This window comes from Dactylosporangium sp. NBC_01737, from assembly GCF_035963215.1.
GTDB lineage: Bacteria > Actinomycetota > Actinomycetes > Mycobacteriales > Micromonosporaceae > Dactylosporangium.
The window spans coordinates 8,789,843-8,809,824 of the sequence record NZ_CP109153.1 but is presented as its reverse complement, the minus strand read 5'-3'; the positions used below and the strand labels follow the sequence as shown (position 1 = coordinate 8,809,824).

The window sequence follows — 19,982 nt, the reverse complement described above, 5'->3', positions numbered from 1 at the left end:
GTGGCGTCAAGGTTCGACGAAGGTCAGTCCTGTCGCGGGGTGAAGCGGAGGGCGGCGGTGCTGCCGGTGGGGTCGAAGGTCAGGTGGCTGGTGTCGGTGACGTCGGCGAGCCGGGTCAGTGCCTCGTCGGGGTCGGTCACGTCGGGCAGCTGGACCAGGATGCCGGTGAAGGTGAGCCAGGCGTCGGCGTGCACGGGGTCGACGCCGAGGCGGTCGATGTCGCCGGAGACGGTGGCGGCGGCTCGCAGCGACCGGTCCCGCTGCTCCACGAGGTGCAGGTCGACCTTCTCGAAGCGGTGGTGGATGGAGTGGTACACGCTGGCCTCGGCGGGCTCGGCGAACCCGGCGCAGGTCAGGTGCTGCCCGGCGACGCTGCGCCAGTCGGCGGCGGCAGGCATGGGCAGCCATTCGACGGTGAGCGAGAGCACCGTGTCGTCGTAGCGTGGGACCTCTTGGAACGGGAACGTGAACGACCACGTGAGCTGCGGCGGGAGCCCGAGGGTCGGGTTGGCGAACAGCAGCCCGTACCACTCGCCGCCCGCCGCGGGGACGAAGTCGTCGATGCGCAGGCGGTCCTCGTCCATGACCGCGAGTCCCGCAGAGCCGCGGGCGGGCGCGTTGGCGCCCTATGTAGACCGGCGATATAGTGCGTGGATGCGAATCACCGTGCCGACGGCGCGGGTGCTGGCGGCGCTGCTCGCCGACCCGCACGCCGACCACTACGGCCTTGAGCTGATGCAGCACTGCGGCCTGGCCAGCGGCACGCTGTATCCGATCCTGCAACGGCTCAGCGACGCGGGATGGGTCGAGCGGCAGTGGGAGGGCATCGACCCGTCCGAGGCGGGCCGGCCGGCGCGGCGGCTGTACCGGCTGACCGGCGAGGGCGCCACCCAGGCCCGGCAGGCCCTGGCGGAGCTGCGGGCCCAGCTCGGCGGCGGCCCGGCCACGGCGACGGACCCGAGCCCGGCGTGGTGACCGCCCGGCCGGCCCTGCTGCCGGCGCGCCGACCGGCCCTGCGCTGATCGGCGGACCTGCGCGAGGAGACGCACCGAGCGTGGGCGGCGCAGGCCCACGCGCCGCGCTGCGCCGGCCCGGGCGGAGCGCGGCCAACTGGTGGAGCAGGCCTGATCAGATCACCGCAGGTCGCCGGCCTCGGCGGTGCGGCGGGTGACGGCCTGGGCCGCACGACGGCCCCGATGACGGTGAAGGCCGTTGATCTTCTCCCGCGTGGCGCAGGAGCATGGTGTGGGCCGCCCTCCAGCGGGCACCCGGGCGAGAGGGTGGATAGCATCGGGCGTATGGGCGTGGACGTCGATGAGCTCGCGACGATGCGGGGTGAGCTGGTCGGCTACTGCTACCGGATGCTCGGCTCGGCGTTCGAGGCCGACGACGCCGTGCAGGAGACCATGGTCCGGGCGTGGCGGCGCGGGGACGCGTTCGAGGGGCGCTCGTCCGTGCGGGCCTGGGTGTACCGCATCGCCACCAACGTGTGCGTCGACCTGCTGCGGGAGCGGCGGCGGCGGGCGGTGCCGATGGACCTCGGTCCCGCGTCGACGGCGGCCGCGTTCCTCGGCGCGAGCGGGTCGCCGGAGCAGCCGTGGCTGACGCCGCTGCCGACGGACCCGGGTGACGCGGCCGCGGCGCGCGACACGGTCCGGCTGGCGTTCGTGGCGGCGTTGCAGCACCTGCCGGTGCGGCAGCGGGCCGTGCTGATCCTGCGCGACGTGCTGACGTGGTCGGCGGCGGAGACGGCCGGGCTGCTCGGGGTCAGCGTGGGCGCGGTCAACGCGATGCTCCTGCGGGCGCGCGCCACGCTGGACGCGCGGCAGGGCCGGGACCGGCGGCACGGGGAGCTCAGCGACGACGACCGGCGGCTGCTGTCACGCTACGTCGACGCGTTCGAACGCTACGACGTCGACGCGCTGGTCGGGCTGCTGCACGAGGACGCGGTGCAGTCGATGCCGCCGTACACGCTGTGGCTGCGGGGGGCGGCGGAGATCGGGCGGTTCCTGCGCGGGCCGGGTGCCGAGTGCGCCGGCTCGATCCTGGTGCCGGTGCAGGCGAACGGGGCGGCGGCGTTCGGGCAGTACCGCAACCACGGCGACCGGCACCTGCCGTGGGCGATCCAGGTGCTGGAGGTCGGCCACGGGCGGGTCACCGGGCTGCACAGTTTCCTCGATACCGAACTGTTCCCGATTTTCGGGCTGCCGACCGTGTATTTCGCGGGCGCCCGTTCGTCGTACCGGTATGGGTGAAACCAACAGACCGGATGTCGTGTCCCACGATGCGTGGCTGGCGGCGCGCAGGGACCTGCTGATCAGTGAGAAGGAGGCGGTGCGGGCGAAGGACGCGCTGAACACGCGCCGCCGCGAACTGCCGATGGTGCGGGTCGACAAGGACTACCGCTTCGACGGCCCGGACGGGCAGGTCGGGCTGCTGGACCTCTTCGACGGCCAGCGCCAGTTGGTCGTGCAGCATTTCATGTTCAGGCCCGACTGGGAGGACGGCTGCGGCAGCTGCACGGCCGCGGTCGACGAGCTGTCCGACGGCCTGCTGCGGCATCTGCGGGCGCGCAGCACGGTGTACGCCGTGGTCGCGCGGGCGCCGCTCGCGACGCTGGAGCGGTACCGGGCGAAGCGGGGCTGGACGATCCCGCTGTACTCGTCGTTCGGGTCGGACTTCAACTACGACTTCCACGTGACGCTCGACGCGTCGGTGGCGCCGGTCGAGTTCAACTACCGCGGCCCGGACGAGCTGCGCGCGGCGGGCATGGCGTGGATCCTCGACGCCGGCGACCAGCCGATCGAGCAGCCGGGGATGAGCTGCTTCCTGCGCGACGGCGACGAGGTCTTCCACACCTACTCGACGTTCGCCCGCGGCACGGAACAGCTCGGTGGCGCCTACGGGATCCTCGACATGACCGCGCTCGGCCGGCAGGAGGAGTGGGAGGAGCCGAAGGGCCGCTCCGACACGGCCCGCGGCGCGGTCCCCGACTTCAGCTGAGTGCCCGCGGCCGTCCGTGCAACGACGGGGGCGGGCGGCCACGGGACGGGGTGGACAGGCCACGGGTCCGGACATTAATGTCCGGTATCCGTGCGGGGGTGCGCGCCGAGGAGGCACGATGCCGCAGTTCCACCCCGAGCTGACCCGCGCCCGGTTCATCCCCCGGATCAAGCTGCGCCCGTGGCTCGTCCGGATCGTGCAGCGCATCGGGGCGCCGGCCGCCCGTACCCCCGACGACATGACGATCGAGGACCGCAGCGTGCCCGGCCCGCCCGGACAGCCCGCCGTGCGGCTGCGGCTCTACCGGCCGAAGGCGCTGCGGCGACCGGCTCCGGCGCTGTACTGGATCCACGGCGGGGGCTTCGTGCAGGGGCGGCCGGAGCAGGACGACCGGACCTGCATCGCGTTCGCCCGCGAGCTCGGCATCGTCGTGGCCTCGGTCGACTACCGGCTCGCGCCCGGGCATCCGTTTCCAGCCCCGCTGGACGACGTGTACGCCGGGCTGCAGTGGCTGGCCGGCAACGCGGCGGGGCTCGGCGTCGACCCGCGGGCGGTCGCGATCGGCGGCGCCAGCGCGGGCGGTGGTCTCGCCGCCGGCCTGGCGTTGCTCGCCCGGGACCGCGGCGTGGTCTCGCCGGTGTTCCAACTGCTGGTGTACCCGATGCTCGACGACCGCACGGTGCTGCGCGACGACGTGGACACCACCTTCCTGCGGGCGTGGACCCCGCAGAACAACCGGTTCGGCTGGACCGCCTACCTGGGCCGCGAGCCCGGCGGTGCGGGCGTCAGCGACTACGCGGCGCCGGCGCGGTGCGAGGATCTCGCCGGACTGCCGCCCGCGTGGATCGGCGTGGGCACGAACGACCTGTTCCACGACGAGGACCTCGACTACGCGCGGCGGCTGCGCGAGGCGGGCGTCGCCTGCGACCTGACCGTCGTCGACGGGGCGTTCCACGGCTTCGACGCGATCTTCACCAGGACCGGCGTCGCGCAGGCGTTCCTGCGGGCGCAGATCGACGCGCTGCGGCCGACGGCCCGCTGAACCTTAAATCTTTGGTCATTTGCGCAGGAAAGTTCGCTGATCTCGAACAAAACATCTAGACATCGAAATGAAAGACTCGTAGATTGGCCGCGCCAGGCATCGGCGTGCCGGGCAACCCGCAGGACATCGACAGTGATGCCCCGCCTGTTGTCGCGTGCCGCGCCTCCGGCGGAGCATCCCGCTCTCCCCTGGAGGAACCGTGTCCGTCCCGCCCCGGCGCACGCGCATCCCGATCCTGGGTGCGCTCGCCTCCACCCTCGCGGCCGCCGCCCTCGTGCTGCCCGCGGCGAGTGCGTCCGCCGCGCCACCGCCGCAGGAGCCCGGCATCACCCTGCGCACCTTCGACCTGCAGACCGCGCTGAGCAGCATCTGCACGCTGAAGCCCGCACAGACGCCGAACGTCGACAAGCTCATGCCGACGATCGACTGGACGACCTCGGCCCAGTTCGGCCTGGAGGACAACTTCCTCACGCAGGCCCTCGGCTACGTCAACATCGCGACGGCCGGCAACTACACGTTCCGGCTCATCAGCGACGACGGCTCGCGTCTTCTTGTCGATGACAACGTTGTCATCAATCATGACGGGCTGCACGGCGCGACCGCCAAGGACGGCGCCATCCAGCTCACCACCGGGTACCACGCGCTGCGCATCGACTTCTTCGAGGCCGGCGGCGGCCAGCAGCTGACGCTGCAGTGGCAGACGCCCGGCTCGTCGTCGTTCGTGACGGTGCCCAACTCGGTGCTCAGCACCGACGCCGGCGTCGTGCGGGTCACCGCGCCCGGCCGCAAGGAGTGCGAGACGGCCGGCGACTCCCCCGGCGACGGGCTGCCGCTGACCTCGGTGAACCCGAACTTCACGCTGACGAACCTGCGGCCCGGCGGGTTCGAGCCCAAGGTCACCGGCATGGACTGGCTGCCCGACGGCCGCCTGGTCATCTCCACCTGGGGCGGCAGCGACCAGTCCGGCACCTCCCAGGCCGGCGAGGTCTGGATCCTCGGCAACACCGGTGGCGCGACCTCCCCGGGCAACGTCACGACGAAGCGCATCGGCAGCAACCTCAAGGAGCCGATGGGCCTGAAGATCGTCAACGGCGTCGTCTACGTGTCGGAGAAGCAGCGGCTGACCCGCCTGGTCGACACCAACGGCGACGAGGTCGCCGACCAGTACCAGACCGTCGCGACCATGCCGTTCGACGGCAACTTCCACTCGTTCGCGTTCGGCCTGCTGTACGAGGCGGGCTTCTTCTACCTGAACCTGTCGGTGTCGATCGACTACGGCGGCGCCACCACGAACCCGCAGGGCGTCGTCAACCGCGGCACCACCATCAAGATCAACCCGGCGGACGGCACGTTCACCTACGTCGCCGGCGGCCTGCGCACCCCGCACGGCATCGGCTGGGGCCCGGAGAACGGCATCTTCGTCACCGACAACCAGGGCGGCTACCAGCCCGCGTCGAAGCTGCTGCACATCAAGCAGGGCCGCTTCTTCAACCACTACCTCAACCCGCAGGCCCTGTTCGACGACGCCCCGGTGACCCAGCCGGTGCTGTGGCTGCCGCAGAACGAGATCGGCAACTCGCCGAGCACGCCGCTGTACATGCCCAGCGGCATCTACGCCGGGCAGTTCCTCATCGGTGACGTCACCTACGGCGGCCTGCAGCGCGCCAACGTGGAGAAGGTCAACGGCGAGTACCAGGGCGCGCTGTACCGGATGACCCAGGGTCTCGAGGCCGGCATCTCCGAGGTCGGGCTCGGCCCGGACGGCGCCATCTACGTCGGCGGTCTCGGCGCCGGCGGCAACTGGGGCCAGACCGGCAAGCTGACCTACGGCCTGCAGAAGCTGACCCCGAACGGCGGCAACACCTTCGACATGCTGGCGACCCGGGCCACGCCCAACGGCTTCGAGATCGAATACACCCAGCCGCTGTCGGCCGCCACCGCGTCCGCCCTGGCCACCAAGTACCGGGTCAAGCAGTGGCGCTACGTGCCGACCGCGGCCTACGGCGGACCGAAGGTCGACGAGGAGACCCTGACGGTATCCTCGGCGACGCTGTCCGCCGACGGCAAGAAGGTCAACCTGGTCATCAACGGCCTCAAGGCCGGCCGGGTCGTGCACATCCGCTCCCCCAAGCCGTTCGCCGCCGCCAACGGCCAGTCGCTGTGGAGCACCGAGGTCTGGTACACGCTCAACGCCATCCCCGGCCAGACCCCGCCGGTCAACCTGGCCCTGGGCAAGCCCGCCACCTCCGACAGCAACTGCTCCACGTCGGAGAAGGCGGCCCGCGCCGTCAACGGCACCACCACCAACGGCAACCTCGACAAGTGGTGCTCGCAGGGCGCCACCAAGTGGCTGCAGGTCGACCTGGGCAGCGTTTCCAGCGTCAACAAGTTCGTCGTGCAGCACGCCGGTACCGGCGGGGAGAACACCGCCTGGAACACCCGCGACTTCAACATCCAGGTGAGCACCAACGGCACCGCGTGGACGACGGTCGCGACCGTCACCGCCAACACCGCCAGCACGACCACGCACACCATCGCTGCGACGCAGGCCAGATACGTGCGGCTCAACGTCACCACGCCGGCCAGTGACGGCAACACCGCCGCGCGGATCTACGATTTCGAGGTGTACGGCGGCACCGCGCCGCCCACCGGTAACCTCGCGCTGAACAAGACGGCCACCGCCGACAGCTCCTGCGCCACCACGGAGACCCCGGCGAAGGCGGTCAACGGCAGCGTCTCCGGCGGCAACGCCGACAAGTGGTGCTCGACCGGCGCCACCAAGTGGATGCAGGTCGACCTCGGCGCCGGCCAGGACGTGAGCCGGATCGTGCTCAAGCACGCCAGCGCCGGTGGGGAGAACACCGCCTGGAACACCCGCGACTTCAACCTCCAGGTGAGCACCAACGGCACCAGTTGGACGACGGTCGCGACCGTCACCGCCAACACCGCCGGCACCACGACGCACAACTTCACCACCACGCAGGCGCGGTACCTGCGGCTCAACGTCACCACACCGGCGAGCGACGGCAACGGGGCCGCCCGCATCTACGAGTTCGAGGCGTACAGCACGACCGGCACCAACCGCACCGTGCTGTTCGACGGCTCCAACATGAACAACTTCGAGGGCGCCGGCGGCGCGGCGGTGACGTGGCCGCTGGGCAACGGCGGCGTCGAGGTCCTCGGCGGCGACATCCGCAGCAAGGAGAGCTTCGGCGACTTCAAGCTGCACATCGAGTTCTGGCTGCCGAACCTGCCGGGCAGCGTCACCGGCCAGGCCAGGGCCAACAGCGGCATCTACCTGCAGGACCGCTACGAGCTGCAGGTGCTGGACTCCTTCGGGGTCGCCTCCGCGCCCGGCATCGACACCTGCGCGTCGATCTACAACAAAGTCGCGGCCACCAGCAACGCCGCCACGGCCCCGGAGACGTGGCAGACCTACGACGTGACCTTCCGCGCGGCCCGGTTCAACACCTCCGGCACCAAGACGGAGAACGCCCGGGTCACCGTCGTGTGGAACGGCGTCACCGTGCACAACAACGTCGCCATCGACGGCCCGACCGGCAACGGCGCCGCCGAAGGCCCGAGCGCCGGCAAGTTCCGTCTCCAGGACCACGGCGACGCCGGCGCGAACGTGTTCTACCGCAACATCTGGGTCGAGCCCGTGAGCTGACCCCCCTCGACGAGGAGGCGGCGCCGCCGCACGCCGCCTCCTCCCGGCCCGCGGTATGCATGTGCGATCCGGTTGACGCAACCAGTTGATTGCTATACGTTGGTGGCAACTGGATGGTTGCTATAAGGAGGCGGACATGACGTTCCCCGATCGGATCGAGCGCACGCTGGAGCTGGCCCACTCGCCGGAGAAGGTGTGGGCGGCGCTGACCACCGCCGAGGGCCTGGGCACCTGGTTCGGCAACCGGGCCGAGGTCGACCTGCGCGTCGGCGGCCAGGCGACGCTCATCTGGGACAGCGGCGACACCGCCACCCTCACCATCAAGCGCCTCGAGCCACCCCGCGTCTTCGCCTACAGCTGGCCCGTCAACGGCCTGCCCGACGGCGACCCGCGGCGCACCTACGTGGAGTTCACCCTCGAGCCGAACGGCGCCGGCACCACGCTGACGATGGTGGAGAGCGGGTTCGCGCAGGTGGCCGACGCCGAGGCCCACTCCACGGCGTTCGACGGCAACACCAAGGGCTGGCTCAGCGAGCTCGGCGAGCTGGTCGCATACCTCGATGGACAGGCCTGACCCGGAGGCGGTGGCGCAGGAGGTCTTCGCCGCCCTGGCCGACCCGAGCCGGCGGGGGATCCTCGCCGCGCTCGCGGCCGGGGGCCCGGCCACCGCCACCCACCTGGCCCGGCAGCTGCCGATCACCCGGCAGGCCATCGCCAAGCACCTGGCCCTGCTCGCCGAGGCGGGCCTGGTGGTGGCCGAGCCGGGCGAGCGGCGCCGGGTCCGGTACCGGCTGGACTCCGGCTCGATGAAGGTGGCGCAGCAGTTCCTCGCCGCGCTGGCCCGCGACTGGGACGGCCCGCTCGCGGCACTGCGGGACCGGCTGAATTCATGATCCAGAGCGGGCTACTCTCATGTGGTGGTGACGCGGGTAGTGGTGCTGGGCGCCGGATTCGGCGGACTGGAGCTCTCGACGGTCGTGGCGCAGCGGTGCGGCACCGACGTGGAGCTCACGCTCGTCGACCAGGCCGAGGGGTTCGTGTTCGGCTTCTCCAAGCTGGACCGCGCGCCCGACGTCGTGACCGCCTCGGGGCTGGCCGTCGACGGCTGGATCCCGGTCGACCCGGGCACCTGCGAGACGGCGTTCCCCGGCGTGTACGCGGTCGGCGACGTGACCAGCATCGGCACGCCGAAGGCGGGCGTGTTCGCCGAGGGGCAGGCCGCAGTCGTCGCCGAGCGGATCGTCGCCACCGTCCAGGGCGGCACCTCCGCCGCGCGGTACGACGGTCGCGGCATCTGCTACCTGGAATTCGGCCACGACCGGGTCGCGAAGGTCGACGTCACGTTCCGCCCCGGCGAGCGGCCCGTCGGCGGCCTGGAAGGACCATCGACGGCGCTCGCCGCCGACAAAAGCGCATTCGGCACGGATCGGATCCGCCGCTGGTTCGGCCACGAATGGGTTCCGGCGGCGTAACGACCCTGTCGCACAACGCTGATACGGTCCAATGGTGGATCTGCTACGAGTGGAACACCGTCACGTGAAATTGGCCGACGTCGACTTCTCAGGTCAGACGTTCGATACTTTCGGTGCATATGGTGGGACATTCCTGCGATGCGACTTCACCGAGACGTCATTCGGGAAGTTCAGCGTCGGACATCAGGGGCAGACCCATTTCATCGACTGCGTGTTCCGGCGGACGCGGTTTCCGCTCGGCAACACGTACCTCGGCAACACCCGCTTCGAACGGTGCCGCTTCGACCATGCGCGGCTGCGCGACCTGCGCGTGGACTCCACGGAGTTCATCGACTGCGTGTTCCACGGACGGGTGTGGCACACCATGTTCTTCGGCGCCCCCGAGGGCTTCGCCGCCGACCCGGACCGGCCCGACAACCAGTGGCGCGGCAACGACTTCAGCGGCGCGGACCTGGTCGACGTCGCCTTCAGCAACATCGACCTGCGGGCACAGACCTGGCCCGGCGACTGCAACGAGTATGCGCTCATCGACCGGATCGACGAGCGCACCGAGTCCGCGGCGGCGGCGATCCGCGCGAAGCCGGACCACGAGTGGCCGGACCCCTCCGCGTGCGAGCAGGCCCTGCGGGCCGTGCACTACCTGCGCACCGGCGCCCACCGGGATCCGCACGGCTTCATCCTGATCCGGCGGCGGATGCTCGGCAACCGGCTGCCGCCGCACGTGCGCGACCTGCTGTGGACGCTGGTGGTCACGGACTACAGCGACCACCAGGAGTAGATGTCGCGCCCGTCCTGCCGGGCCTCCTGCGCCAGGCAGGCCAGGGCGATGAGCCGGTCGACCTCCCAGTCCTCCAGCAGGTACCGGTCCCCGTAGGCACGGATCTTGTCCTCCTGGAGGCGGACCAGGCTGGCGACGAACGCCTCGTTGGCCCGCACCGTCCACGGGCCGAGGCGCTCGGCGTCGATCGTGTCTGCGGCGTCGAACATGGGCTCGTCCGGGCCGAACTCGCTCACGTCCCGGCCGTCGATCTCGGCGACGAACTCCTCGACCTCCAGGACCCAGCCCCGGCAGTCGACATACGGCAGGTCGTTGCACACCGGACCCAGCTCGAGGTTCATCGCCGCCAGCTCCTCGCCGGTCGCGGCGAAGTACTCCATCAGCACGCCCACGCCGCCGACCATATCGCGCGCCGTCACTGCGGGCACCCGCACACGATCATCGTCGGCGATACTGGTCCCGTGAAACTCGCCGAGGCCCTTGCACTGCGCGCGGATGCGGCGCAGCGCGCCCAGCAGCTCAGTGCCCGTGTCAACAGCAGCGCCCGCTACCAGGAGGGCGAGACCCCGGCCGAGGACGCGGCGGCGCTGCTCGCCGAGGCCGGCGCGGTCCTGGACGAGCTGGAGTCGCTGATCCGGCGGATCAACCGCACCAACGCCGCGACCCGCATCGAGGGTGGCACGCTGACCGACGCCCTGGCCCGCCGCGACGTGCTGCGCCTGCGCCACGCGACCGTCACCGCCGCCGCGAACGCCGCCTCCGGCGAGGGCCAGCGCGGATACCGGCAGCTGCGCTCCGAGCTGAAGATGCTCTCGGCGCTGCCGGTCGCCGAGCTGCGCGGCCGGGCCGACGACCTGGCCCGGCAGCTGCGCGAGGTCGACACCCTCATCCAGCGCACCAACTGGGAGGCCGATCTGCTGGACTGAGCCACGGGACGCGGAGCAGGTAGCCGACGTGGAGGCGTGCGCAGACCCGAGAGCCGGCGGGCAATCCGGCTCCCTTCTCCGGTACGCCGCGGGCAGGCGTGGGGTTCGATTCCCCGGTCACACTGCATGCCCAGCACGGCACACAAGTGACGGACGACTGAGAACAGCACACCACCGGGTGCAGATCCACGACGGTGAGGGCGGGCAAGGGGCACTCCGCGTCCCGGGTCGCAGCGCGTTACGGGTCCGGCGCGCCGCGGCCGAACCATGCCTGGGTGCGCCGGCTGGCCAGCAGTGCGAGGTAGCACGCCGGCCAGAGCAGGTCCAGGCTGGCGGCGGCGCTGTCCCGGCTCCACGTCGCCAGGAGCAGCTGCACCGCGCCGTCGGCGACCTGCAGGACGACCAGCGCCCACCACGCCCATGGCCGGGCCCGCCACACCGCCCGGGCGAGGACCAGGTACGGCACGGCGAGCAGGACGAGCATCCACGGCGGCAGACCCTCGTACGCGCCGGTGCCGCCGACGGCGACGGACAGCAGCGTGGCGAGACCGCCGAACGCCAGCAGCCCGGCCAGCAGCGCCACGCGCCGCGGCCGCGCCGCAGCTGCCCCGTCGGTCATGCCCGCATTGAACCAGGCGGCCGGCGGGCGCGGGCGCACCGCTGCCGTTCACCGCCTGCTGAGCAGCAGGTACCGCTCGTCGGTGACCGCCCTGCCCCACAGGGCGTCGTCGCGAAGGGGCACGAGGTCGGCCTCCTGCCGGTGGCGGCGCACCAGCGAGACGCAGTCCCGCGCGGTGATCCCGGCACCGGTCGACCAGCGCCCCTCGATGAGGACGAGCCGCCCGTGCGGCCGCAGCAGGGCGACCCACCGGGCCAGCACCGCGGCGGGATCGGGCAGGGCCCAGAGCACGTGCCGGGCCAGCACCACGTCGAACGACGCGGCCGCGAACGGCGGGCGGGCCGCGTCGCCGAGGACCAGCGGCACCGTGACGCCGTGCCGGTCGGCCTTGCCCCGCGCGACGTCCAGCATCCGGGGCGAGGCGTCCAGGCCGCACACGCGGTGCCCCGCCCCGGCCAGGAGGACCGACAGACTGCCGGTGCCGCAGCCGACGTCGAGGACCGCGGCGGGTGCGGCCGGCAGTGCGGGTGTCAGGAGCGCGGCCCACGCGTCGCGGACGACCGGGTCGCGCAGGCCGTGGTCGGCCTCGTCGTCGAACGTCGCCGCGTGGGCGTCCCAGCCGCTCAATGCTGGTTCACCGGCCAGATCGCCGCCGGGTCGCAGGCGGCGGGGCAGGCCAGCAGGTAGACGTCGTTGCCGAGGAACAGCCCGTAGTCCTCGGCGTCGAGGCGATCTCGATCAGGTGCATCCGCCGACGGTACCGGGTTCCACCGGCCCGCCCGGCGGCCCGGCCGTAGGCAGAACCGGCGTGCCCCCCACGCGGAGCCATCGGCTGCTATACATCTCGTCGTGAAATCACGGTATACGGGGATGGTCGTCCAAATCGTCCTGGGCGGCGTGCTGCTGCTGGTGGGCTGGCAGATGTTCGACAGCGGCACGAGTACCCCCGAGCAGCAGGCGAGCGAGTCGGCGCGGCTGATCGCGGAGTACCGGCCGACCTGCGACGGCAAGACGATGCGGCCGCGCGACACGTGCCTCGTCTTCGGGGGCAGCGGCGACGAGGGCGGTTCCTACCAGCACATGATGGACAAGTACGCGGCGGCCAACTCGCCGGAGAAGATCGCCGGGCGCGACCGGGGCTGGCGGATCGCCGGCTACATCGGGCTGGGCATCGGCGCGCTGACGCTGCTGTGCTTCGTGCTGACGCTGGTCGAGGTGATCCGGTTCGGGGCCCGCGAGCCGCAGCAGGCGATGCTGTCCTACCAGCGCCGGCTGGTCGCCCTCGCGGTGGGCGCCGGCATGACCGCGGGCGGCGTGGCGCTGATCGCGGAGGTCGGCAACGTCTACACCTGGCTGCTGGCCGGTGCGGGCGCGCTGGTCACCGTGGCCGCCGTGGCCGGTCTCGTCTCGGCGTTCCGGACGCGGGTCGGGCGCAAGCGGTGGGCGAAGCGGCACGGGCACACATACGAACGCTTCAACAAGGACCTTGCGGAGCGGCTCGGCTGGCAGGACGCGCTGCCGTTCGCCGGCGGCGTCGTCACCGGCGCCCACCGCGACCGGGCGTTCTTCATCTTCGACTTCGCGGAGAAGGACGCCCGCCACACCGCGCTGGTGGTCGGGCTGCCCGGTGAGGTGCCGCCGCTGAACGTCGAGGCGAAGGAGAAGCAGGGCACGCGGCTGCTCAACGGCACCGCGCAGCACTGGGCGAACCACGCCCAGCAGGTCGTCGCCGCGGCCGACAAGCACTACCCGTGGGCGTTCAAGGCCAGCGGCAAGACGATCTGGGCGAAGTACGACGAGCTGCTCAGCCCCAGCGGCAAGTCACTGACCAGGCGGCTGGACGGGCTGCACCGGGTCGGCACGGACCTGGTCGCCCTGCCGCCGTCGACGTGAGCCGCACCGGAGCCCGGCCGAGAAGTTGATCACACGAGAGATTGCGCACCTGGCGTCCTGATCAGGGGTGCCTCGATTGACACGCTGGTACGGCGTCCGTACCGTCCGAAACGAAACGTGACAGTGAACGGAAGCCGGTGCAAGCCCGGCACGGTCGCGCCGCTGTTACCACACACCCGTGGGAGTCAGACCCGGCCACTGTCACGACAACGCTCGATGGGACGCGAAATCCCGCAGGAGGCTGCATCAGCATGGCATCGATCTCTGCTCTTCCCACCCCGGCCGCGGCACCGGCCCCGATCCCGTTGCGGCAGATCCTGCCGTGGGCGGCCTTCGGCGTCGTGCTCGCCGTCGTCCTGCTCTACTTCGTCGGTGCCGAGCAGGGCGTCGTCTCGCTCGTGGCCGGCGAGACCGTGCACGAGTTCGTCCACGACGGCCGGCACCTGCTCGGCTTCCCCTGTCACTGAGACGGGGAAGCGACCATGTTGCAGGCCCGCACCCTGCTGGTGCGCGGGATGATCGTCGGCGTGGTTGCCGGGGTCGCCGCGTTCCTGTTCGCCTACCTGTTCGGTGAGGGCCCGATCAACGACGCGATCGCGTTCGAGGAGGCCCACGCCGCTCCCGTGGCCGCCGGTGAGCACGAGCACGAGCTGGTGAGCCGGACCGTGCAGAGCACCGTCGGTCTGGCCACCGCCTCGATCGTCTACGGTGTCGCGCTCGGCGGCCTGTTCGCCATCGCGGTCGCGGTCACGATCGGCCGGATCGGCCGGATCAGCGCCCGCGCCACCGCCGGGCTCGTCGCCCTCGCCGGGTTCGTCGGGGTGGCCCTCGTGCCGTTCCTGAAGTACCCGGCCAACCCGCCGGCCACCGGCAACGCGGACACGCTGCAACAGCGCACCGGCCTGTACTTCCTGATGCTGGTCATCGGGGTCGCCGCCGTCCTCGGCGCGATCGTCGTCAGCCGGTCGTTGCAGCCGCGGTTCGGCACCTGGAACGCCACGATCGCCGGCGTGCTCGGCGCCGCGGTCGTCGTCGGTGCCGCGATCGCCCTGCTGCCCGCGGTCAACGAGGTGCCGGAGGGCTTCTCACCGGTGCTGCTGTGGCAGTTCCGGCTCGCGTCCCTCGGCACCCAGGCGGTCACGTGGGCGACGCTCGGCCTGCTGTTCGGGTACCTCACCGAACGCAGCGAGCGCACGTCCGCCGTGGCGGGTGCCCACCCGGTCGCGGTCTGACCCGAACGTCCACAGTGCCCGGCGGAGCAACACCCGCCGGGCACTGCCATGTCCGGCGGTGCCCCTGGCAGGCGTGCGCCGCGCTCGGGGTGCCGGCCTTGAGCTTCATCGGGCCGCCGGTCGGGTGGCCCTGGCCCGGACGTGCGCCTTCTCGCCCTGCGGGCCGAACAGGTGCAGGATCTCCACCGCCTGCTCCCCGCTCGGCCCGAACCAGTGCGGGGTGTTCGTCTCGAACTCGGCGACCTCCCCCGGTCGCAGCGTCAGCTCCTGCTCGCCGAGGATGAGCCGCAGGTCGCCGGCGAGTACGTACAGCCACTCGTACCCGGCGTGGGTGACGAGGTTCGGCTCGCTCGGCCCGAGGACCTGCTTGAACACCTGCACCGGCCCCGGGTAGCGCGTCAGCGCCACGACGACACTGCCCTTGCGGTTTCGCCGCGGTTTGAGGTGTACGCGGGGATCACCCGTCGCCGGCGCGCCGACCAGCTGGTCGAGGGCGACCTGGTGCACCCGGGCGAGCGGCAGCAGCAGGTCGAGCGTCGGGCGGCGCTTGCCGGCCTCGAGGCGCGACAGCGCGCTGACGGAGATGCCGGTCTGCGCCGACAGCGCCGAGAGGGTCATGCCCCGCTGGCGGCGCAGCGCCCGCAGCCGCGGGCCGATGTCGTTGATGAGCTGCTCCACGTCGGCGTCCACTCCCCCATTTTGCGGTCTTCGCAAATTCTCTGCGGGTCCGGCGGGGTCCCCTGTGACGATCGCTGCCATGGATACCGTGCTCCTTGACCTGCCGAAGCCCGTCCGGCACCGCCGGCTGGTGCTGGCCATCTGCTCGATGAGCCTGTTCGTGGTTGGGCTCGACACGACGATCGTCAACGTGGCGCTGCCCTCGATCGGTGCGGGCCTCGGCGTCGGCACCCGCGGCCTGGAGTGGACGGTCGACGCGTACACCCTCGTGCTGGCCGGTCTGCTGATCTCCTCCGGCGCGATCGCCGACCGCTTCGGCCGGCGGCGCGTCTTCCAACTGGGGCTGGTCGTGTTCGCGGTCGCGTCGGCGGCGTGCGCGGTCGCACCCTCGATCGAGGTGCTCATCGCCGCGCGGGTCCTGCAGGGCGTCGGCGGGTCGATGCTGAGCCCGGTCGCGCTCGCGATCGTCGTCAACGTCATCACCGACCCGAAGGAACGCGCCCAGGCGATCGGGGTCTGGGCCGCCGTGTTCGGCGCCAGCATGGCCCTCGGGCCCGTCGCCGGCGGCCTGCTCGTGTCGGGTCTCGGCTGGCGGTCCGTGTTCTGGGTGAGCGTGCCGCTGATCGCCGCGGTCCTGGCACTCACCGTCGCGTACGTCCCGGAGTCCAGGTCGCCGTCGCCCCGCGGCATCGACGTGCCGGGGCAACTGCTGCTCATCGCGTTCGTCGGCGGATCGGTGGCGCTGCTCATCGAGGGCCCGCACACCGGCTGGGACTCCCCCGCCGGCTACGTGTTCGTGGCCGCCGCGCTGGCCGGGTTCGTGGTCACGTCGCTGCGGCGGCGCGAACCCCTCATGGACCTGCGGCTGTTCCGCCGCGCCCCGTTCACGGCGGCGGTCCTCGGCGCGGTCGTCGTGTTCGCCGGCCTGAACGTGACCCTGCTGCTGAGCACCCTGTACCTGCAGCACGCCAGGGGCCTCACGCCGGCCGCCGCCGGTCTCGTCACGCTGCCGATGGCGGTCGCGGCGACGGTGTGCGCGCCGCTGTCCGGGTTCCTGGTCGGACGGTCCGGCCCGCGGCTGCCGCTGCTGCTCGCCGGTGGCTTCACGGTGGCCGGCGGCCTGTGCCTGGCCACCCTGACCGACCACACGGTGCTGGCGGTGCTGCTGGCGGCGTACCTGTGCCTGGGAATCGGGATCGGCTTCGCGAACGCTCCGATCACCAACACGGCGGTGGCCGGGCTGCCGGCGGACCGGGCCGGGGTCGCGGGCGGCATCACGTCCACGGCGCGGCAGTTCGGCGCGGCGATCGGCGTGGCGGTCGCCGGTGGTCTCGTCGCCGGTGCCGGCCCGGCCGGGCTCGCCCACGCCTCGCGGCCCGGCTGGGTCCTGGTCGCCGGCTGCGGGCTGCTCCTGCTCGCCGTCGCCCGCGTCTCCCCGTCCCGCCGCCCGGCCGCTGTCAACAGTTCGGCCCGCCCGGGTAGTCAGTAGAGGGCGACGTTCGAGGAGTACGTGCTCGCCCGGGGACCGGGGCTGCTGCGGCTCGCGCGGTTGCTGGTCGACGATGTGCACCGGGCCGACGATCCGGTCCAGGACACGCTGGTGCGGGTCTATCCGCGCTGGGCGAGGATCCTGCGGACCGACCAGCCGGACCTGTACGTGCGGCGCACCCTCGTCAACGTCAACGCGTCCTGGTGGCGGCGGCGTCGAGCAGCTGTCGATGTCGGGCAGCACCGGCAACGCCGACTTCTCCGTCGACGTGACGCTCGCACCCGAGACCCGCTCGTCGCCCACTCCGGACCCGACGGGTGTGCCGCGGTCGCCGCGAGCGCTGCGGTCCCAGCCCGGGCGCCTACGCCGGCCCGCCGCCGACCCTGGCCAACGGCTGGCCGTATCAGGAACTCGACGTGTCGAGGAACTCCCAGCACTGGACCGCACACATCCGCGTCCCCGACCCCTGGGTGGAGGTCTCCGCCCAGGGCACCTACGGCCTGCCCGACGTCCTGCTGGTCGGCGGCGGCCTCCAGCCGCCATGAACCGGCGGCGGTCAGCCGACGAGGGCGGGGTCGGCGTCGCGTTCGACGCCGCAGGCGGTGCACTGGACGGTGTGCTTGACCCGCAGCGGGATCAGGGGCACGAAGAACAGCGACAGCTTCAGCACGCGCTTGTACAGCGGGTGCGCGGCCGTGTTGCCGCAGCGCGGGCAGCGCAGGGTGAGGGTGCGCAGGTGCTTCACCCGCCAGCCCCAGCCGAAGATCAGCACCGGGTCAGCCTACAGCCCGGTCCGGCGCGCCCGGCCCGCGGTGGCGCTCGCGACGGTGAGGACCAGCGCGGCGAGGCAGGCCAGGAAGAGCATGGCGACATACGGGTCCTGGATCTCGATCCGGCTGTTGGCGAGGTCGTCGGCCGGGGTCAGCGCGGCCGGCACCAGGTCCGGGATCAGCCGGGCCGGGCCGTAGGACGACGTCAGCACGACGGCGGTGAAGACCAGCAGCGGGGCGAGCATGCTCGCGCACAGCGCCGCGAGCAGCGTGTCCCGCCATCGGTCGGCGCGGGACAGCACCACGGTCACGGCGGCGACGCCGCAGCCGATCGTGAACACCGCGCCGCCGACGTTGGTCGGCAGCGGTGGGAACGCGAACTGCAGCACCAGCCAGATCCCGGTGGCGGCGAACGCGGCCGCCACGCCGACGGCGAGGGCACGGCCGGTCACGGCGGTGCGGCGGGCGGTGACCGCGAGGAACCCGACCAGGTAGCTGGTCAGGAACACCGCGAAGATGGGCACGCCGAAGCGCGCCTGCTCCTGCGGCGGGCCGTGCGTGCCGGCGGCCGCCGCGAACGTCGCGGTCGCCGCGGCGACGAACAGGCAACCGCCGGCCCGCACGGCGCGGGCGGTCCGGCCGTCGCCGACCGGGCCCAGCACGCCGGCGCGCCGCCCCCACAGCGCCACGACCTGCAGCAGCGCGATGATCCCGACGACGCCCCACCGCAGCGGGCCGTAGGCGATGCCGGCCGACCACTGCAGCACGGCGGCGAGCACCGCCAGGGCCACGAGTGGATACCCGATCGCGCGGAGCACGGGCGGCAGTGACAGCACGGCACCCACGCAACCCAGCGCATGCGTCCAGCGCTCGCGGCCGGGCGGGACGGCGGCCGTCTCGGCCAGCATGGCGCGGCCCCAGTCGCGGTGCCCGGCCGGCAGCAGCCGGACCACCAGCGTCAGCAGCGTCCCGCTCACCAGGCGCCCCGCGGCTCCGGACGGGGGCGCAGCACCGGGGCCGCCACCGGGGCGAGCTCGGCGGCCATCGACAGGCCGGCGCCGGTCAGCCGGTACAGGTGCCGCGGCGGCCTGCCCTGAGGCGGGTCGGTCTCCCACGACGCCTCGAGCAGGCCCCGGTCGGACAGCCGGATGAGGATCGGGTAGAGCGAGCCGGCCTTGAGCCCGACCTCCTGGCCCAGCTCATAGCCGTATCGCCACTGCGCGGGGTCCGCGGCAAGGGCGCGCAGCACGGCCGCGGTCTGCGGGGATGGTTGCCTGGCTCGCGTCACCCGACAACTCTATATACATAGAGAAGCGAGCGCTACGGGTTGCCCGAGGATGATCAGCGGGTGCCGGTGATCATGACGTGGCTGGTACCGATCACCACCAGCGAGGCCGCAGCCATCCGGCGGGACGGGTGGGGCGTCGATGGAGCAGGTGTTCGCGGCGCAGAACCCGGATCTGGCCGACCCGGGCCGCCCGCAGGTCACCCTGGACGCGCCCTAAGCGGCGGCGCGGGCCCGTCGCTCCGAGGCGTGGACGAGCACCGAGCCCCACATCCGGTACGGGCGCCACGCCTCCGTCAGGCGGGCCACCTCCGCGTCGGACGGGAGGGCCGGCAGGTCGTACCAGCGCTGGATGCCGGCCCTGGACAGCTCGTCGCCGGGCAGCGCGTCGACCAGGCCGGCGCCGCGCATGACGATGGCGACCGCGAAGAAGTCGCCGACGCCGCGGAGCCGCTTCACGTCGGCGAGGGCCTCCGGCAGCGGCAGGCTCCGCAGGCGGGCCCGGTCGAGGCGGCCGTCCAGGGCGGCCTCCGCGATGCCGTGCAGGCGGCGCACCTTCTCCTCGTTGATGCCGGGGAACTCGGTGAGTCCCAGCAGCCGCTGCGGCGACGGGAACGCGTGGACGGTCACCCCGCCGATGTCGAACCGCTCGCCGAACGCGCGGGCCATCCGCTGCCGGATCGCGCGGCCCTGCTCGATGCGCAGCCGGTGCGCGATGATGAACGCGCACGCCGCCTCGTAGGGTGAGTGGAACAGCACCGGACGCAGGTACGCGTGCCGCCGCTGCAACGCGCCGATGACCGGGTCGCGCTCGCCGACCTGCGGCCATCCGCTGCCGTCCTCGTCGAGGGACAGCACGGCGAGCGCCTGCTGCCATGCCGCCGCGGGGCCCTGCACCTCGCCGGTCACGGTGTCGGGTGCGCTCTGCCGCAGCAGCACGGCGGCGGAGTGCGTCCAGCCCTCGACGGGGAACGCCATGACGATCGTGCGGGCGTCGCCGACGGGCTGGGTCCAGCCGCCGAAGTACTCGTTCTGCCGTTCCAGGTCGAACGGGCCGGTGATGTGTGCGTCCATGACCGCACTATCGCCGGTCAAACACGACAACGTCTGTCATGTTTCGCGGAT

24 protein-coding genes are annotated in these 19,982 nt (G+C 72.2%); 15 read left to right on the top strand and 9 right to left on the bottom strand.

What is annotated here, in order from left to right:
• Positions 1 to 23 precede the first annotated feature (23 nt).
• Positions 24 to 584 carry a hypothetical protein gene (locus OHA72_RS40045; protein ID WP_327001291.1) on the bottom strand — a complete coding sequence of 187 codons (561 nt, stop codon included), beginning with the start codon at positions 582 to 584 and terminating at the stop codon, positions 24 to 26.
• Between the two features lie 70 nt (positions 585 to 654).
• Between OHA72_RS40045 and OHA72_RS40040 the strand changes: the two genes are divergently transcribed.
• From OHA72_RS40040 to OHA72_RS40000, 9 genes are all read left to right on the top strand, one after another.
• Complete coding sequence (locus tag OHA72_RS40040) at positions 655 to 975, top strand: PadR family transcriptional regulator (protein WP_327001290.1); 321 nt, start codon at positions 655 to 657, stop codon at positions 973 to 975.
• A 323-nt stretch (positions 976 to 1,298) separates the two neighbouring features.
• Complete coding sequence (locus OHA72_RS40035; RefSeq protein WP_327001289.1) at positions 1,299 to 2,255, top strand: sigma-70 family RNA polymerase sigma factor; 957 nt, start codon at positions 1,299 to 1,301, stop codon at positions 2,253 to 2,255.
• A 19-nt stretch (positions 2,256 to 2,274) separates the two neighbouring features.
• Positions 2,275 to 3,003, top strand: a complete 729-nt coding sequence (locus OHA72_RS40030) for a DUF899 domain-containing protein (protein WP_442788379.1) — start codon at positions 2,275 to 2,277, stop codon at positions 3,001 to 3,003.
• A 118-nt stretch (positions 3,004 to 3,121) separates the two neighbouring features.
• The gene (locus tag OHA72_RS40025; protein WP_327001287.1) at positions 3,122 to 4,045 is read left to right on the top strand and encodes an alpha/beta hydrolase; all 924 of its coding nucleotides are present in this window, start codon (positions 3,122 to 3,124) and stop codon (positions 4,043 to 4,045) included.
• A gap of 199 nt (positions 4,046 to 4,244) precedes the next feature.
• The gene (locus OHA72_RS40020; protein ID WP_327001286.1) at positions 4,245 to 7,715 is read left to right on the top strand and encodes a discoidin domain-containing protein; all 3,471 of its coding nucleotides are present in this window, start codon (positions 4,245 to 4,247) and stop codon (positions 7,713 to 7,715) included.
• 136 nt (positions 7,716 to 7,851) lie between these two features.
• Positions 7,852 to 8,289 (top strand): SRPBCC domain-containing protein, encoded by a 438-nt coding sequence (locus OHA72_RS40015; RefSeq protein ID WP_327001285.1) that lies wholly within the window; start codon positions 7,852 to 7,854, stop codon positions 8,287 to 8,289.
• Positions 8,276 to 8,608, top strand: coding sequence for an ArsR/SmtB family transcription factor (locus OHA72_RS40010; protein ID WP_327001284.1), 333 nt, complete (start codon positions 8,276 to 8,278; stop codon positions 8,606 to 8,608). Before OHA72_RS40015 ends, OHA72_RS40010 begins: the two co-directional genes overlap by 14 nt.
• A gap of 27 nt (positions 8,609 to 8,635) precedes the next feature.
• Positions 8,636 to 9,187, top strand: a complete 552-nt coding sequence (locus OHA72_RS40005; protein ID WP_327001283.1) for an NAD(P)/FAD-dependent oxidoreductase — start codon at positions 8,636 to 8,638, stop codon at positions 9,185 to 9,187.
• A 211-nt stretch (positions 9,188 to 9,398) separates the two neighbouring features.
• Positions 9,399 to 9,965 carry a hypothetical protein gene (locus tag OHA72_RS40000; protein ID WP_327001282.1) on the top strand — a complete coding sequence of 189 codons (567 nt, stop codon included), beginning with the start codon at positions 9,399 to 9,401 and terminating at the stop codon, positions 9,963 to 9,965.
• Here OHA72_RS40000 and OHA72_RS39995 read toward each other — a convergent pair.
• Positions 9,944 to 10,357 (bottom strand): hypothetical protein, encoded by a 414-nt coding sequence (locus OHA72_RS39995; protein WP_327001281.1) that lies wholly within the window; start codon positions 10,355 to 10,357, stop codon positions 9,944 to 9,946. The genes OHA72_RS40000 and OHA72_RS39995 overlap by 22 nt on opposite strands.
• A gap of 69 nt (positions 10,358 to 10,426) precedes the next feature.
• On the opposite strand from OHA72_RS39995, the gene OHA72_RS39990 reads away from it, so the two are divergent.
• On the top strand, positions 10,427 to 10,891 hold the full coding sequence (locus OHA72_RS39990) for a DIP1984 family protein (RefSeq protein ID WP_327001280.1): 465 nt from the start codon (positions 10,427 to 10,429) through the stop codon (positions 10,889 to 10,891).
• 238 nt (positions 10,892 to 11,129) lie between these two features.
• Here the strand turns inward: OHA72_RS39990 and OHA72_RS39985 are convergent, their stop codons facing one another.
• Both OHA72_RS39985 and OHA72_RS39980 read right to left on the bottom strand, forming a co-directional pair.
• Complete coding sequence (locus tag OHA72_RS39985) at positions 11,130 to 11,510, bottom strand: hypothetical protein (RefSeq protein ID WP_327001279.1); 381 nt, start codon at positions 11,508 to 11,510, stop codon at positions 11,130 to 11,132.
• Between the two features lie 48 nt (positions 11,511 to 11,558).
• Positions 11,559 to 12,137 (bottom strand): class I SAM-dependent methyltransferase, encoded by a 579-nt coding sequence (locus tag OHA72_RS39980; RefSeq protein ID WP_327001278.1) that lies wholly within the window; start codon positions 12,135 to 12,137, stop codon positions 11,559 to 11,561.
• A 243-nt stretch (positions 12,138 to 12,380) separates the two neighbouring features.
• Between OHA72_RS39980 and OHA72_RS39975 the strand changes: the two genes are divergently transcribed.
• The 3 genes from OHA72_RS39975 (at position 12,381) to OHA72_RS39965 (ending at position 14,635) form a co-directional block, all read left to right on the top strand.
• Positions 12,381 to 13,403, top strand: a complete 1,023-nt coding sequence (locus tag OHA72_RS39975) for a hypothetical protein (protein ID WP_327001277.1) — start codon at positions 12,381 to 12,383, stop codon at positions 13,401 to 13,403.
• A 251-nt stretch (positions 13,404 to 13,654) separates the two neighbouring features.
• The gene (locus OHA72_RS39970) at positions 13,655 to 13,870 is read left to right on the top strand and encodes a CbtB domain-containing protein (RefSeq protein ID WP_327001276.1); all 216 of its coding nucleotides are present in this window, start codon (positions 13,655 to 13,657) and stop codon (positions 13,868 to 13,870) included.
• 15 nt (positions 13,871 to 13,885) lie between these two features.
• On the top strand, positions 13,886 to 14,635 hold the full coding sequence (locus OHA72_RS39965; protein WP_327001275.1) for a CbtA family protein: 750 nt from the start codon (positions 13,886 to 13,888) through the stop codon (positions 14,633 to 14,635).
• A 105-nt stretch (positions 14,636 to 14,740) separates the two neighbouring features.
• Here OHA72_RS39965 and OHA72_RS39960 read toward each other — a convergent pair whose 3' ends face one another.
• Entirely contained in the window at positions 14,741 to 15,325 is a 585-nt protein-coding gene (locus tag OHA72_RS39960) for a helix-turn-helix domain-containing protein (RefSeq protein WP_327001274.1), read from the bottom strand.
• 67 nt (positions 15,326 to 15,392) lie between these two features.
• Between OHA72_RS39960 and OHA72_RS39955 the strand changes: the two genes are divergently transcribed.
• Positions 15,393 to 16,802: an MFS transporter gene (locus OHA72_RS39955; RefSeq protein ID WP_327001273.1), complete on the top strand. Its 1,410-nt coding sequence runs from the start codon at positions 15,393 to 15,395 to the stop codon at positions 16,800 to 16,802.
• 317 nt (positions 16,803 to 17,119) lie between these two features.
• Positions 17,120 to 17,347 (top strand): hypothetical protein, encoded by a 228-nt coding sequence (locus tag OHA72_RS39950; protein ID WP_327001272.1) that lies wholly within the window; start codon positions 17,120 to 17,122, stop codon positions 17,345 to 17,347.
• A gap of 11 nt (positions 17,348 to 17,358) precedes the next feature.
• On the opposite strand, the gene OHA72_RS39945 is transcribed toward OHA72_RS39950, so the two are convergent.
• The 4 genes from OHA72_RS39945 to OHA72_RS39930 form a co-directional block, all read right to left on the bottom strand.
• Positions 17,359 to 17,574: a zinc ribbon domain-containing protein gene (locus tag OHA72_RS39945; RefSeq protein ID WP_327001271.1), complete on the bottom strand. Its 216-nt coding sequence runs from the start codon at positions 17,572 to 17,574 to the stop codon at positions 17,359 to 17,361.
• 9 nt (positions 17,575 to 17,583) lie between these two features.
• Positions 17,584 to 18,549 (bottom strand): hypothetical protein, encoded by a 966-nt coding sequence (locus tag OHA72_RS39940; protein ID WP_327001270.1) that lies wholly within the window; start codon positions 18,547 to 18,549, stop codon positions 17,584 to 17,586.
• Positions 18,546 to 18,860: a PadR family transcriptional regulator gene (locus OHA72_RS39935; protein ID WP_327001269.1), complete on the bottom strand. Its 315-nt coding sequence runs from the start codon at positions 18,858 to 18,860 to the stop codon at positions 18,546 to 18,548. The genes OHA72_RS39940 and OHA72_RS39935 overlap by 4 nt, the downstream gene beginning before the upstream one ends.
• 213 nt (positions 18,861 to 19,073) lie before the next feature.
• Positions 19,074 to 19,931 carry a DNA-3-methyladenine glycosylase family protein gene (locus tag OHA72_RS39930; RefSeq protein ID WP_327001268.1) on the bottom strand — a complete coding sequence of 286 codons (858 nt, stop codon included), beginning with the start codon at positions 19,929 to 19,931 and terminating at the stop codon, positions 19,074 to 19,076.
• Positions 19,932 to 19,982: the final 51 nt, after the last annotated feature.

Excerpts from the sequence above, each read along its gene's own strand:
- OHA72_RS40045 (WP_327001291.1), bottom strand. The coding sequence starts at position 584 with ATGGACGAGGACCGCCTGCGCATCGACGACTTCGTCCCCGCGGCGGGC.
- OHA72_RS40040 (WP_327001290.1), top strand. The coding sequence starts at position 655 with ATGCGAATCACCGTGCCGACGGCGCGGGTGCTGGCGGCGCTGCTCGCC.
- OHA72_RS40035 (WP_327001289.1), top strand. The coding sequence starts at position 1,299 with ATGGGCGTGGACGTCGATGAGCTCGCGACGATGCGGGGTGAGCTGGTC.
- OHA72_RS40025 (WP_327001287.1), top strand. The coding sequence starts at position 3,122 with ATGCCGCAGTTCCACCCCGAGCTGACCCGCGCCCGGTTCATCCCCCGG.
- OHA72_RS40015 (WP_327001285.1), top strand. The coding sequence starts at position 7,852 with ATGACGTTCCCCGATCGGATCGAGCGCACGCTGGAGCTGGCCCACTCG.
- OHA72_RS40010 (WP_327001284.1), top strand. The coding sequence starts at position 8,276 with ATGGACAGGCCTGACCCGGAGGCGGTGGCGCAGGAGGTCTTCGCCGCC.
- OHA72_RS39985 (WP_327001279.1), bottom strand. The coding sequence starts at position 11,510 with ATGACCGACGGGGCAGCTGCGGCGCGGCCGCGGCGCGTGGCGCTGCTG.
- OHA72_RS39975 (WP_327001277.1), top strand. The coding sequence starts at position 12,381 with ATGGTCGTCCAAATCGTCCTGGGCGGCGTGCTGCTGCTGGTGGGCTGG.
- OHA72_RS39970 (WP_327001276.1), top strand. The coding sequence starts at position 13,655 with ATGGCATCGATCTCTGCTCTTCCCACCCCGGCCGCGGCACCGGCCCCG.
- OHA72_RS39965 (WP_327001275.1), top strand. The coding sequence starts at position 13,886 with ATGTTGCAGGCCCGCACCCTGCTGGTGCGCGGGATGATCGTCGGCGTG.
- OHA72_RS39955 (WP_327001273.1), top strand. The coding sequence starts at position 15,393 with ATGGATACCGTGCTCCTTGACCTGCCGAAGCCCGTCCGGCACCGCCGG.
- OHA72_RS39930 (WP_327001268.1), bottom strand. The coding sequence starts at position 19,931 with ATGGACGCACACATCACCGGCCCGTTCGACCTGGAACGGCAGAACGAG.